The organism is Pseudarthrobacter sp. GA104 (genome assembly GCF_009741265.1).
Lineage (GTDB): Bacteria > Actinomycetota > Actinomycetes > Actinomycetales > Micrococcaceae > Arthrobacter.
Map to the genome: position 1 here is coordinate 3,489,177 of NZ_WOWL01000001.1, position 13,595 is coordinate 3,502,771.

General features: G+C 60.4%; 14 protein-coding genes. All 14 read right to left on the reverse strand.

Annotated features, from left to right (window positions below; all coding sequences use genetic code 11):
* Positions 1 to 5: 5 nt before the first annotated feature.
* Positions 6 to 938 (reverse strand): type II secretion system F family protein, encoded by a 933-nt coding sequence (locus tag GK109_RS15975; protein ID WP_157241614.1) that lies wholly within the window; start codon positions 936 to 938, stop codon positions 6 to 8.
* Between the two features lie 6 nt (positions 939 to 944).
* A complete protein-coding gene (locus tag GK109_RS15980; RefSeq protein ID WP_157241615.1) occupies positions 945 to 2,495 on the reverse strand; it encodes a CpaF family protein in 1,551 nt (516 codons plus the stop codon).
* Positions 2,496 to 3,692, reverse strand: coding sequence for a CpaE family protein (locus tag GK109_RS15985; RefSeq protein ID WP_370460635.1), 1,197 nt, complete (start codon positions 3,690 to 3,692; stop codon positions 2,496 to 2,498).
* The gene (locus GK109_RS15990; RefSeq protein WP_370460636.1) at positions 3,689 to 4,459 is read right to left on the reverse strand and encodes a Flp pilus assembly protein CpaB; all 771 of its coding nucleotides are present in this window, start codon (positions 4,457 to 4,459) and stop codon (positions 3,689 to 3,691) included. The genes GK109_RS15985 and GK109_RS15990 overlap by 4 nt, the downstream gene beginning before the upstream one ends.
* A 39-nt stretch (positions 4,460 to 4,498) precedes the next feature.
* A complete protein-coding gene (locus tag GK109_RS15995) occupies positions 4,499 to 5,533 on the reverse strand; it encodes a pilus assembly protein TadG-related protein (RefSeq protein ID WP_370460637.1) in 1,035 nt (344 codons plus the stop codon).
* Positions 5,521 to 5,910 (reverse strand): TadE/TadG family type IV pilus assembly protein, encoded by a 390-nt coding sequence (locus GK109_RS16000; protein ID WP_157241618.1) that lies wholly within the window; start codon positions 5,908 to 5,910, stop codon positions 5,521 to 5,523. The genes GK109_RS15995 and GK109_RS16000 overlap by 13 nt, the downstream gene beginning before the upstream one ends.
* A 121-nt stretch (positions 5,911 to 6,031) precedes the next feature.
* Positions 6,032 to 6,247 carry a Flp family type IVb pilin gene (locus GK109_RS16005; protein WP_157241619.1) on the reverse strand — a complete coding sequence of 72 codons (216 nt, stop codon included), beginning with the start codon at positions 6,245 to 6,247 and terminating at the stop codon, positions 6,032 to 6,034.
* A gap of 495 nt (positions 6,248 to 6,742) precedes the next feature.
* Entirely contained in the window at positions 6,743 to 7,630 is an 888-nt protein-coding gene (locus GK109_RS16015) for a type II secretion system F family protein (RefSeq protein WP_157241620.1), read from the reverse strand.
* Positions 7,631 to 7,647: 17 nt separating this feature from the next.
* A complete protein-coding gene (locus GK109_RS16020) occupies positions 7,648 to 8,598 on the reverse strand; it encodes a type II secretion system F family protein (protein ID WP_157241621.1) in 951 nt (316 codons plus the stop codon).
* Between the two features lie 2 nt (positions 8,599 to 8,600).
* Positions 8,601 to 10,100, reverse strand: coding sequence for a CpaF family protein (locus tag GK109_RS16025; protein ID WP_370460638.1), 1,500 nt, complete (start codon positions 10,098 to 10,100; stop codon positions 8,601 to 8,603).
* Positions 10,097 to 11,302 carry an AAA family ATPase gene (locus GK109_RS16030; protein WP_157241622.1) on the reverse strand — a complete coding sequence of 402 codons (1,206 nt, stop codon included), beginning with the start codon at positions 11,300 to 11,302 and terminating at the stop codon, positions 10,097 to 10,099. Before GK109_RS16030 ends, GK109_RS16025 begins: the two co-directional genes overlap by 4 nt.
* On the reverse strand, positions 11,299 to 12,024 hold the full coding sequence (locus GK109_RS16035) for a Flp pilus assembly protein CpaB (RefSeq protein ID WP_157241623.1): 726 nt from the start codon (positions 12,022 to 12,024) through the stop codon (positions 11,299 to 11,301). Before GK109_RS16035 ends, GK109_RS16030 begins: the two co-directional genes overlap by 4 nt.
* A 94-nt stretch (positions 12,025 to 12,118) precedes the next feature.
* Positions 12,119 to 13,132 (reverse strand): TadE/TadG family type IV pilus assembly protein, encoded by a 1,014-nt coding sequence (locus tag GK109_RS16040; protein ID WP_157241624.1) that lies wholly within the window; start codon positions 13,130 to 13,132, stop codon positions 12,119 to 12,121.
* Entirely contained in the window at positions 13,120 to 13,509 is a 390-nt protein-coding gene (locus GK109_RS16045) for a TadE/TadG family type IV pilus assembly protein (protein ID WP_157241625.1), read from the reverse strand. Before GK109_RS16045 ends, GK109_RS16040 begins: the two co-directional genes overlap by 13 nt.
* Positions 13,510 to 13,595: the final 86 nt, after the last annotated feature.

Below are 13,595 nucleotides of genomic sequence, written 5' to 3' on the forward strand. Positions count from 1 at the left end.
TCATCTCAGAACTTCAGATCAATGATTTTGCGCATCCACAGGCTGCCGATCGTCATCAGCACAGCCGACGCGCCGATCATGCCCCAACCGAGCGGGTGGGTGAACAGCGAGTTCATGTAGCCGGGATTGACGGTCATCAGCATCAGCACAATGCCGAAGGGCATCGCGATGAGGATGTAGGCGGAGAACTTTCCTTCTGCTGCAAGGGATTTGATGTGCCCCTTGATCTCCGCGCGCTCGCGGATGGTTTCATTCACCTGGTCCAGAACCTCTGCCAGGTTTCCGCCCACCTCGCGGTTGATCTGGATAGCCTGGGCAATCCAAACGAAGTCCTCGTTGCGCATGCGCTCCGATGTATCAATGAGGGAGGCCAGCAGATCGCGTCCCAGGCTTGTCTCGGTGATCACCCGCCGCATCTCCTCGGACGTTGGGCTCTGTGATTCGGCTGCTGCGGCATCAATGGCACGAAGGATGCTGTGCCCGGCGCGGAGGCCGCCGGAGAGAAGTTGAAGGGTGTCGCCGAGCTGGCTGTCGAACTTGGCCCGCCGCTTGCCTGCGAGGAATCCGAGCACAAGGTGGCCTACGAAAGGCGCCATGACAAACAAGAGGACGGAGAGCGCAGGAACTCCGATCACCAACCCCACCAAGACGCCGACGGTAGCGCCCGCAATGACCAGCACCATGTATTCGGTCTGCGTGAAGCGCACGCCGGCATTTTCAAGTGCGTCGCGGTTGAAGAGACGGACGTTGCGGGTTGCCAGGAACCGGTCCAGGGCGCCAACCGTCGCGTCGGCCAGACGGGTAAGGTTCGACGGCGGATCTGCCTGAAAGGGCCGCCGCCTTTCGAGCGCGATGTCGGGAGTGCGCGGCAGCACCAGCGCCACGCCCACCATGATGGGGGCGAGGAACAGTAGGGCGGCGCCGATAATGATCAACATGCGGTCCTAGGCCTTTCCTGTGCCGGAAGGGTTTGCACCAGCCGGAGCAGCACCGGCCGGGGTGGCGAACACCGACGGCGACACATGGATCCCAAGGTCCTCGAACCGGTCGATGAACCGTGGCCGGATGCCTGTGGCCACGGGCTTGCCAAGGAAGCGTCCGTGCTGGTCAACGCCGGCAGAGTAATCGAAGACGAATGCATCCTGCAGGGTCACGATGTCCCCTTCCATGCCTTGGACCTCGGTCACATGCGTGATCCGGCGGGACCCATCACGCAAACGGGAAATCTGGACAATCAGGTTCACCGCCGAAGCAATCTGTTCACGGATGGCCCGGAGCGGCAGATCCATGCCGGCCATCAGCACCAGGGTTTCGAGCCGGGCCACGGCGTCGCGGGGTGAATTGGAGTGCACCGTTGACAGGGAGCCGTCGTGGCCGGTGTTCATGGCCTGGAGCATGTCCAGGGATTCCCCGCCGCGGACCTCACCCACCACAATCCGGTCCGGTCGCATACGGAGCGAGTTCCGGAGCAGTTCACGGATGGTCACCTCGCCCTTGCCCTCCGTGTTCGGCGGGCGGCTCTCCAGCCGGACCACGTGCTCCTGCTGGATCTGGAGTTCCACGGCATCCTCGATGGTGACGATCCGCTCGTCCGAGGGCAGGAAGGAGGACAGCACGTTAAGGAGCGTGGTTTTGCCGGTGCCCGTACCACCGGAGACGATGATATTCAGCTTTGCCTTGACGCAGGCGTTAAGCAGCTCGGCCATCTCCGGCGTCAAGGTTCCGAAATCAATCAGGTTCCGGACAGTCAGCGGGGTCTTGCTGAACTTACGGATAGTCAGCGAGGATCCGCCCACCGCCAGGGGCGGGATGACGGCGTTGACACGGGAGCCGTCCTCGAGGCGGGCATCCACCAGGGGTGAGGACTCGTCGATGCGGCGGCCCACCTTGGAAACAATGCGCTCGATGACCTTGCGCAGGTGCTCCTCCGAGCTGAAACGCGAGTCTGCAAGGGTAAGGTGCCCTTTGCGCTCCACGTAGATCTGGTCCATGCGGTTGACCATGATTTCGGTGACGGCCGGATCATCGAGCAACCGCTGCAGCGGGCCGTAGCCCAGAACGTCGTCGGCCACGTCCTGGACCAGCCGTGTGCGTTCCTCAGGCGACAGTGGCACCTGCTCAGCGTCGATGATCCTCGTAAGCTCATCGCGGGCAGCGGTTTTCAGCTCATGCTCCGTGATGCCGGAGTCATTGAACCGGGCGCCCAGATGTTCAAACAATGCGGTCGCGGCCCGCTGCTTAAGTGCTGCGAAAACATCGACGGATTGCTGGAGTTTTGGCTTCGGCTCTTCAAAGAGCGCATTGGGTGCGACGACGGCGGCAGCCGGTGCCGCCGTCGTCCGCTTTTCTCGGGACTGTTCCAGCCACTGCACCCGTTGGGCGGGAACCTCGGGGCGCGGCGCGTCGAGCGTGGGAGCAGAGGCCTTGGCAGGGACGGGCTGGGCAGACGGCTGGGATTTCGCCTGTGCGGCGTTGATGCGTTCTGAAAGTTTCATCTAGACCACTACCCTTCGATGCAGTTTGCGCTGGGATTTTGCCCGCCACGCGGGGTTGAATCGCTCCACGAGGCGGTTAAGCCCTTTGACGGCCGGGTCTTTTACCGGCTCCTGGAGCACCGGGATTCCCCGGTTTGTGGACAGGGCAACCGCGCGGGATCGCGGGATGCTCACGTCAATGGGCGCCCCGATGGTTGATTCGAGGTCCTGGACGGTGAGGCCGGTCTTGGAGTCGGCCATGTTCAGCACTACATGGCGGGTATCGGGGTTGATGTCCAGCTGGCGCAGGATATCCAATCCGGAACGAAGTCCGCGCACGCTCGGGATATCCATGCCGCTGACCCAGACCACATCGGTGCACTTTTCCATGGCTGCCAGCCCAATCTCGGGCAGCCCCGGCGCGGTGTCCACCACCACGTACTGGAACTGCTGTGACAGCTGTTCGATGAGCCGGCCGATCTGGTCCGGCGTGATCTCGTCCGCGTCGACAGGGGTCGGGGGAGCGCAAAGGGCATAGATACTGCTTGGGTGCACTGTGAGGAAAGCCTTGAGGACCAGCGAATCCTGGCTGGCGGCCGGAGACACAGCGTCCGTCACTGTGTGCTCCGGGTCCAGGTAGAGCCCTGAAGCGACATCCCCGAACTGGAGGTCGAGGTCCACAACGACAACGCTCATGGGGGCGATCTTCCCCAGCCCGATGGCAATATTGGTGGCAATGGTGGTTTTGCCCACGCCGCCTTTGGGCGAGAAAACACCGATCACCAGTCCCTTGTTGCTCTCGGCCGCCTGCTGGGGTGCGAGTGTCCGGTGGCGGCTGGCGAAGGACTGGCTGGCACGCTCCAGCAGGACGCGCAGTTGGGCGGCGTCGGAATCGGGGGAGACGATGTCCTTGATGCCTGCCCGCATGGCATGCAGGAGGAAGTCGGGCTCGGGCTCGGCGGCCACAATCACGCCCAGCGCCGGGAAGCTGACATTCAGGACGGTGGCGAACCGAAGCGCTTCGTCCAAGGGAACCTCAGGCCCCAAAATTAGGACCTCAGGCTGCTCCTGGTCCAGGCTCGCGAAGAGCTGGTGCGGGTCAGAAGGCAACATGCTGGTGAAGAAGGTCTGGACTCCGCCCTGAAGGCCACCCGCGACAGCCTGGCGGAGCCGGGAGTCGAAGTCCACGTCGGGAGTGATGAGGACAAAGCGGCTCACTTGTACAGGTCCTGCCGGGTCATGACGCGGGGCCCGCTTTCCTGGGCGTCGACTGGTTCGCGGCTGAGCCAAAGGGAGGCGTATTCTGCAGCAAAAACGATCTTGTTCGAGTTCACATCGTTGACGGCCACCGTGACCATGAGCATCCCCGTGGGCAGGTTCACGTCCTGGGGGTCCGGCTGGGCAGGGTCGGTTGCGGCGGCGGAAGGCTTTGCCGCTGTTGCTTCCGGCGCCCGCTGGACTGCCGTCACCAGGGCTTTGTGGATCGAGAGCTGGACAGTTTCCTTGTCTGGCTTCGCCTCAAGGCCGCCGTTGGGCAGGGAGATGAAGATGCCTACAGTGTCGCCGGGAGCCAAGCGGCCGCCCACAACGCGCTGGGGCTCAAGCTGGAAGGAGACTTCCTGCAGCCCTGCCGGCACGGGTACGGAGCCGGAGGTCTTCAGTTCCTCGGGGGATACCAGCCGCTCTGCTACGAGCTGCTCACCGGGGACAAGGTCCGCGGACGTGACCTTTCCGGCGGACCCTTCGAGGGTGTTCAAGGCGGTCTTTGCGACGGCGGTGCCGGGCAACTGCTGAAGCGCCACGGAGGCCTTCAAAGTTTCGACGGACGAGCCGGCCGGCACCGCTTTGTTGACCACCAGGACTCCCACTGGATCGAGGTTGGCGACGGCCCGCTGGTCTGCACCCTGGGCGTAGGTCACCACAATGACCGCGCCGACGATGGCAAGCAATACCGCCACCACACCGGCCAACAAACGAGACTTCACTGACTGCTCCTGAATATCCTAAAAATCATGGTTTGCCGGCTAACGGAGTTCAACGACGGTTGCGCCATCGGAGTTGACGTCACCCAAGGTGTAACCCTTGGCGAGGGAAACATATTTTACGAACGTTCCGATGATGCCTCGGCAGGGCTCGCGGCACTCAAGAGCGGCCGGAACGTCGGGTGTTCGGTTGCGGAAAGTGTAGGGAAGTCCCGTGTTGCCGACCTTCCATCCGGCCACCTTGAAAGCGGCGAAGGTGGTGAGTCCGTACACAGCGCCCGTGCCGGTTCCTGTGACGGAATTGAATATCGGCAGCAAGATGATGACGTCCTTGCCTGCATTCATGTCCGCCGCCCAGCCATTCAGGAGGGCTTCGCAATTAGAGGGCGGATCAACGCCGGTGGATCCGCCGGCGGTGCCGGTGCTCGCCTTGGTGTCAATGAGTGCACCGCACTGGCCGGAGTCCTGTTTTAGGCCTCCGAACCCGCCTTGCACCGCGGCACCGGACGGTCCGTAGTTGCAGTCTGCGTTGGCGTTCTTCCCGTGCAATTGCAGAAGCTGCATCACCCCGGCCTGGCCGCGGACTTGGCAGATTGACACCGTAATGGGAAAGACGGTGGGTCCCTTGACCGGACTGCCCCAAGCGACTGTTGACGGGGCATTGACCTCGGCGGTGTTGAAGCCCAGGGCCCGGGCAAGGAAGAGGGAAACCTGGTTTGGGGCGTGACCGGCTTCCTGGGATCCGACGGTGGCCGTCACGGTGCGGGTAGCCGTGTTGAGCACTATCGACTTGATATTGCTCAGTCCATCATTCGCGTTGCGGTTCACGAGGCTCTTTGCCAGGGAAGAGGTGTTCGAGCAGTCGACGTCGCCGGCGTTCTTCGCGCACTTTTGGGCCACGGACAAGGCGGCTGCGTCTGCTCCATTCCGGAGTTGAGCGCGTTCTGAATACATCATGGCCACGTCTACGGCCATGGCGCCGAAGCCCAAAAGAACCACCAGCGTAATGGCGACGATCACGCTTACGGCGCCTCGTTCGCCGTCGTAGTCCTTCTTCCCCCGTGTCAGCCGCCGCACAGCATGGCTCCTCTGCCGGTCATCGTGAACGGGCCGGCTATGCCCGTCACGGTGGACAGGGAATAGGTGATGGTGATTGTAGCTTGGGGGCTTGTCCCGGTGCTGACCGTTGAGGGGCATGGCGTACCAAAAACTATGTTGGCGTCCTGCAACCCAGGCTGCAGGGAAACAGCCGTGGTCTTTGCTGCTGACCGTGCTGTCGTTGGGTTGCCGGTGATTGCCATCACGCGCACTCCTTCGCGGGCAGCTGCCGACAGCGAGGCCTGGGCGTTGTAGGCGCGGCTGAATTCCACAATGCCCAAAAGCAGCATGACCAGGACGGGCGCCACGATTGCGAACTCGACCGCAATGGCTCCGCGCTCGGATGCCCTAGACATGGTGGTGCCTTTCAGTGGTGCAGATCTCGTGTGGAACAGCAGAGTGGCGGCGGCTTGAATGCCACCGCCACTCCGTCAACTTGCAGTCAGACGCCAGTGGATTGCTTGTTCCGCGAGCGCACTATGGGGCAGGCGTGCAGGCATCGGCTGCCCAGGTGCCGCCGGACACACGGCACTGGACCTCTTCGAACATGAGGTTCAACGTCCCACCAAGGAGGCTGACGGCGACAATGATGACAACTGCAATAAGGCCAACCATGATGCCGTACTCGACAGCGGTGGCGCCTTTTTCGTTGCGCTGGAGACGGACTGCGAGGTTGGTGTAGAGAGAAAGCATTTGAGACTCCTGAGCGAGTGGGGGGAGGCTGGTCCTGCACCAGCTCTGAAACCAAGGTAGCAACGGACGCTAGCCCTGCGGCCGGATCTTGGAGCATCCTGCGCGAAGGCTTTACGCAGTGTATTTTTCTTGCGCTTATGCTTGGTTTTCGCTGCGCTAACGCTGGGTTTGGAGTTGCCCGGGCACACAAACGGACCCCCTCGGTTCTGGGTGCCGAGGGGGTCCGGTCTATAGGGCGCCGGTGGCGCGTGGGCCATATCTCAGAGAGAGTCATGCCCGAAGGGGGAGATCAGGGAATACCCAGCAGTAGCTTCAAGTGGACTGTAAGTTCGTCGAACCAGCCCTGCAGTGCCAGGCCGAAAAGGGTAATGATGGCAATCGTTGCAACCACGATGAAGCTCATGAGGACGCCATACTCAGTCGAAGTTGCGCCTCTTTCTTCGGTAAGGAAGCCTGGCCACAGGTGCCGGACAAGAGTGCGGGCTGGTCGATGAGTCACAAGGTGCCCCCGGAGAACAGTTCCATGATGCTGATTACAGAGGGTCCAAGGACCACGATGAACAATGTGGGCAAGATGAAGAAGATCAGCGGAAATAGCATTTTTACCGGCATCTTCATGGCGTGTTCTTCGGCACGCTGTTTCCGCTTGATGCGCATATCTGACGCCTGGGCTTTGAGCACGCCCGCAATAGCGACACCATAGGCGTCTGCCTGAACGACCGCTCGGACGAAACTACGCACATCTGGCACGTCGATCCGCTCAGCCATCGCCAAGTAGGCGTCCTTGCGGGACCTTCCCACTTGGATGTCCTGCAGCGTGCGGATCAATTCGTCCGCCAGTGGGCCGCTGCCGTTGTTCCCTGCACGTCCCATAGCCATTTCGAAACCCAGTCCGGCCTGAACTGCGATAAGCATCTGGTCCAAGGCGTTGGGGAGTTCCAAGCGGATCGCCTCGCGGCGCTTTTGGGCCCTGTTCTTGATGAGGATGTCCGGGACGAAATAACACAGCGTTGTGACGGCCAGCATGATCAGGAAATTGGGAGCAGTTGGAGACGACAGGAAGAACAGATAGCCGAGTACGGCACCCGTAAGGGCCAGCAAGGGCTTGATCATAATGATTTTTGCCAGTGGCCATTCCTTAGGGCGCCCGGCGCCGGCCAGCTGCTTGTCCAACCATCCGACGTAGCCTTGCGGAGTCAGTCTCTGGCTCATCTCGGTCAGCGTTTCATTGACGTTAAGGCCTTGGCGCTTCACCTTCGCGGCCTTGCCAAGATTGGCCTGGATGTTGCGCAGCCCAGCCCGGTCGCCGGTAAACACGAGGAACGTCATTAGTGTTACCGGCAGCATGATGGCCAGGATCCCGGCATATGCGAGTACTTGCATTGACAATCACCTGCTTTCTAGAACTTGGGCTTGACGAGGCTCTTCAGCCAGAGACCACCAAGAGTTAGGAGGACAAGGCCGGCGGCAATCATCATGTAGCCGGGCAAAGTGGTGTAAAACGTCCTGGAGTACAGTTCATTGAAGGCAGTCAGGCCCAGGAACATCACCACAGGCAGGGACATTAGGACGAGGGCGGACATACGCCCTTCAGCGCTCAGGGCCCGAATTTGTCCGCGAACCTGGTTACGGTCGCGAACTGTATCTCCCAAGTGATCAAATACTTCCGCCAGGTCTCCACCTACTTCTCGGTGGATTTCAATCGCTTGAGCGATGGCGGCGAAATCCTCGCTCTGTGTGCGCCGAGCCACGTCCGCCAGCGACTCTCCCAGATCCCGCCCGATTCTGGTTTCATTTACAATCCTGCTGAGTTCTTCGGCCATCGGCGGCTGGCTTTCCTGAGCCGCAGCATCGACGGCACGGAGCAAGCTGTGGCCAGCGCGCAAACCGCCAGCCAGCATCTGGAGCGTGTCTGGAACCTGATCATCGAACTGACGCCGCCGTCGAGCAGCCAATACCTTTAGGACCAGGTGAAGCAGTACCGGCGTCACGAGAGTGAGGAGAAGAGCAGGGGCAGGACCGCCGAGGAAGAATCCGATGACGCCCGCCAAGAGGGTAATTACGCCGCCCATGAGCAGGTAGTCGCCCGGATCCTTTTTGAGCCCACATTCGTCCAAGCGGTCACGGCTCAAGAAGCGATTGCCCCGTTCTTTGACGCTCTTGTTGAGGGCTCCAACTGCATGTTCAGTGAGTCGGCTTAACCCTGTTGAGTGCTGAACGACATCCGGCCGGCGCCGGGACATGGGGAGAGCTGCGGTGTTCTTGAAGACAACCCAACCGAACAGGACGAGCGCTAGATAGACCAGGAACAGCCCAGCAATAAAGATCGCCGGTGAGACTTCCTGCAACATGACTACCGCCCCTTTGTTCTGGGGCCGCCGGCCAACTGGGCACCAAATACCGCTGGCGAGATAGGTATTCCCAATTCCGTAAACCGGTCCGTAAACCGCGGCCGTACCCCCGTTGGCACGGGTTTGCCCAAGAACTTGCCATTGGCGTCGATTCCCGCGGAATAGTCGAACACAAACGCATCCTGGAGGGTGACTACATCCCCCTCCATCCCCTGGACTTCGGTGATATGCGTGACCCGACGCGTCCCGTCACGGAGCCTGGAAATGTGAACGATCAGGTTGATGGCAGAGGCCACCTGTTCGCGAACCGCACGGAGCGGGATATCCATCCCGGCCATCAGCACCAGGGTCTCCAGCCGCGCTATGGCATCCCTGGGTGTGTTGGCATGGACAGTCGAGATAGACCCATCATGTCCAGTGTTCATGGCTTGCAGCATGTCCAAACACTCCCCGCCGCGGACCTCGCCCACGACGATCCGGTCGGGTCGCATACGCAGAGAGTTCCGGACCAGGTCCCGAATAGAGACCGCGCCTTTACCCTCAATGTTTTGGGGGCGGCTCTCAAGCCGAATCACATGGTCTTGCTGGAGTTGCAGCTCGACTGCGTCCTCTATGGTGACGATCCTGTCGTCCGAGGGGATGAACGAGGACAGTACATTCAGAAGCGTCGTTTTTCCGGTACCAGTGCCGCCCGAAACGATGATGTTCATTCTCGCAAGGACACAGGCTCTCAATAGTTCCGCCATCTCGGGCGAGAGGCTGCCGAGGGCAATAAGGTTGTTGACTGTGAGCGGGTCCCGGCCGAATTTTCGGATGGTGAGGGCTGGCCCGTTCACAGCGAGCGGAGGGATGATGGCGTTCACGCGCGAACCGTCCGCCAGCCTCGCGTCCACTAGTGGTGAAGATTCATCGATCCGGCGTCCGACCTTTGACACGATCCGCTCGATGACTCTGCGAAGCGCGTCATCTGAAGTGAACTTCGTGTCGGTCAAGAAAAGGTGGCCTTGGCGCTCCACATAAACCTGGTCGAACCGATTGACCATTACTTCCGTTATGGAGGGGTCGTCTAAGTAGCGTTGGATTGGGCCGTGACCGAGCACATCATCGATGATTTCCCGAATCAAGCGTTGGCGTTCGGCGCTTGAAAGGGGCACCTGTTCTTCGTCGACGACAATCTTCAACTCATCCCGTACAAACTGGTGGAGCTCGGCTTCCTCAAGAGACGAATCCGTTATCCGTGAGCCCAGTCGCTCGTACAGGGCCTGGCTGGCTCTTTCCTTGAGGGCAGTGAGGGCGTCACTTGCCACTGCCGCAGTTTGGGGCGCTTCCAAGGTAACCACTGCACTTGCGGCGGCTTCGGCGGTCTTGGCTTCCTGGATTTTGCTCAGCGTGGCCGGGGCGGATGGCGCTTGAAAGGCGCCGTCGAAGGGGCTGCCTGTCTTGGGCTCCTGCGTGGTTTTAGATTCGCCCCGGAGCTGCTGGAACCGATCGGTGAGGCTCACTGTACTACCGCCCTTCTGTGCAGTTGTTTGTGGGTTCGCGATTCCCATTCGGGTTTGAAACGATCAACCAGTTTGCGTAGACCCTTCGTTGCCGGGTCACGGCTACCATCCTGGAGGAGCGGAATTCCTTTATTGGTCGAGTACGGCAGCGTTTTGGATCTTGGAAGTACAACGTCAACCGGTGCATTGATGGTGGCCTCGACGTCCTGGAGGGAAAGACCAGTCCGGCGATCTGCCATATTCAGGACGACATGGCGTTGGGGAGGCATGAGATTCAACTCGTCAAGGATCTGGAACCCCGTACGCAGCCCCCTGATGCTTGGAATATCCATGCCGCAGATCCATACGGCGTCAGATGCATGTTCAAGTGTTGCCAGGACGTGTTCCCCCAAACCCGGAGCCGTGTCCACGATGATGTAGTGGAACTCCTCCTTGAGTTGGGTGAGGAGACGGGAGACATGTTCGCCCGTGATCCTGTCCATTTCCACGGGGTTGCGAGGGGCGCACAGGGCGTAAATGCCCGCCGGATGGACGGTGAGGTAAGTCTTCAGAACCATGGAATCCTGACTGGCCGCTCCAACCACAGCATCCGTAATGGTGTGTTCAGGCTCTAACAACAAGCCGCTGGCTACATCGCCAAATTGAAGATCGAGGTCGACGATGACGACGCCCATGGGTGCTGCCTTGGCCAAGCCGACGGCGAGGTTTGTGGCTACGGTCGTCTTGCCCACGCCTCCCTTAGGAGACATCACTGCGACGACCCGACCGCCCTTACCATGGTCCGCGTGTTCAGAAGTCCCCGGAGCCAAGCCCCGCCGACGGCCAGCAGCCGCCAAGCTGGCTCGTTCCAACATCACGCGGATGGCATCGGGATCGGCTGCTGGATCCAGCAGATCCCGAACCCCGGAGCGCATAGCCTTGATCACGACGTCGGAGGTTTCCGGGACTACCAGCACCACGCTGATTTCAGGGAATTGGAGGTCCATGACCGAGGCCAACTTCAAAGAGTCTTCCACCGGCAGCCCCGGGCCAAGGATCAGGACCTCCGGGGGCTCCCCGACGAGCTGCCGCAGGAAGTCCTGCGGCCCCTCGGGCAGATAGTCGGCTTGGAAGGCCTGCAGGGAACCGTGAATGCCTGCAGTCGCGAGGCGAGCCCTCTGCTCGAAATCTGCATCTGGTGTGATCAGGACGAAGCGACTCATCGGAACAACCTTGTCTTGTCTACGATGCCAACTGTGCCTTCATCGGCATTGCCGGGTTCTTTGGACAGGTAGATTTTGCCGAATTCGGTGGCAAAAATGATTCGTTCTGCGTCAGCCGACGTCCGGGCCAGGGTGATCAGATAGGTTCCGTCTCCAGTGGCTTCCTTCTTAGCGGATGACTCGGAAGACGTTGTTGTAGCAGTAGATTCCGATTTCGCCGCAGCGCCGTTACTGAACTGGGCAGCGGTGACCAGGACTTTGTGGAACGTGAGCTGGGTGCCGCTTGACTTGCTGATGACATCGCCGGTAGCAGCATTCGTGGTGGCATCGTCCAAGGAAACGAATACGCCCACGGTGTCGCCGGCCTTGAGGACGCCACCAACAACCCGTTCGATCGGCAGTTTGAGCGTGATTTCCTGCATCCCCGACGGGACCTGGACCCTTGAAGGGCCCAGGAGTGAGTTGGCATCAACCATGCGCGAGGAAAGCAACTGCTCACCTGGCACTAGGGGGACTGACGTTACTTTGTCCCCGATAGTGTCCAAGCTGGTGACAGTGTCTGAGGCCAGCGCCAGTTTCGGGACTTCCTTCTTTGTAACGGATGCGGCTAGCTTTTCTGCTGCGGTGCCGGCCGCAACGGGCTTTTCTACGACGTAGACGGATTCTGTTTCGGTGTCCGCCAGAGCCCGCCTGTCTGCATTTTGTACGTACATGACCAGCATTACGGTTCCTATGATGGCCACAAGCAGTGCAGCGATGCCTCCCAGTAGGCGTGTTTTCATTTGATCCCCTTAGAAAATGTTGTTAGTGCCTTTGCTAGTTGATGAGGTGAGCGATCGAGGTACCCAGGTAAGCTCCCGGAGGCCCCACGAAGGACGCAACGGACTCAAATTTGACGAACTGCCCGATTACGCAGCGGTCCTGTCCTGCCGAGCACGCCAAGGCGCTCGTCATGTTTGGGTCGGTGGCCTTATTACGAAACTCGTAGGCATGGTTGTTGCCGAACTTCCAGCCCCAGATCTTGAAGGTGGCGTAACCGATAATGTGGAACTGCCCGTTTTGTCCTTGATTCGTGGCGTCGTCGAAAATCGGAAACGCGACCTTCACCTCGCCGCCAGCCAAAATGGTGGCCTTCCAGTCAAGGAGGATCGCCTCGCAACCACTGGGGGGATTATTGCCGGGATCGGATCCAATATCGTTGGTGCCGACCTCAGTTGTTGCCTCGCAAGGTGAACTCTGGTCGAGCCATCCCCAGCCTCCCGGGATCTGTGCCCCTGAAGGCCCTGTACAGGTTCCGCCAGGTTTGTAGGAGATCTTCTGGACTTCTGCGGTTGGGCTCGCCGTTGAGAGGTTGAAGCAATTGTCCGAAATTGCCAGCGGGAATCCGGAGCCGCCTCCCGGAGGGGTTAAGGCGGCAGTCGCGTGGGCACCCACAGTTGCGGGCGGTGCGTTGAGCGCAGCAGAGAACATTTTCTGAAGGAAGCCGGCGCCACTGAGACCGTCGCGCGTTGAGGTCCGAACCGTCACCTGGTTAGCAACGGATTGATCCACCTCAAAAACGGTTGATGACCCATCGTTGGAGTTGCCGTCGGCCATTCCCTGGGCGATGCCTTCAGCTGCCGCCTGGGTGCATCCCGTCTCATTGCAAGCATCGAGGACGGCCAAGGCGCCGGCGTCGGCACCGTTTTGGAGCTGGGCGCGCTCTGCGTAGATTTGCCCGGCATCAACTGCAAGAGCACCAGCACCAATCAGGACCAGCATGATGCCAGCCACTAGTACGCCTGCGGCACCACGCTCAGAATCGGGCTTCGGTTTGGTCAACCTCCGCATCGCATTGCTCCTACTCCTACAAGGGTGACCCCGCTGCCAAAGATGCCGGTCAGGGTGTCTGCGGTATAAGAAATTTCCACGTTGACTGTCCCGTCCGCTACGCAAGCGGTGGGAGTGAACGTATAGGCGAATGTGTCGGTCGCGAGTCCGGGAGCCCCGTTGGCCGCCGCGATCTTTGCTTCGTCCTGGCTGTTGGTGATCGCCATTGTCCGAGCAGCTTCGCGTGCCGCCTGAGTGACGGAAATCTGAAGGTTGAAAGCATGGGCAAACTCGACGATGCCGCCGAGTAGCGCCAAGAGTAGTGGTGCCACGAGTGCGAACTCGACGGCGACGGCGCCGCGGCTCCGTTCTTTGGCACGAGATGCGCTGCGGTTCAATGGGTCCCCCTGATGCGTTGCAGCTGTTGGTGAGAGTGTTTGGGGTTGAGATGTAAGAGTTGTGCCGCGCCCGCGTGGTGCGGACG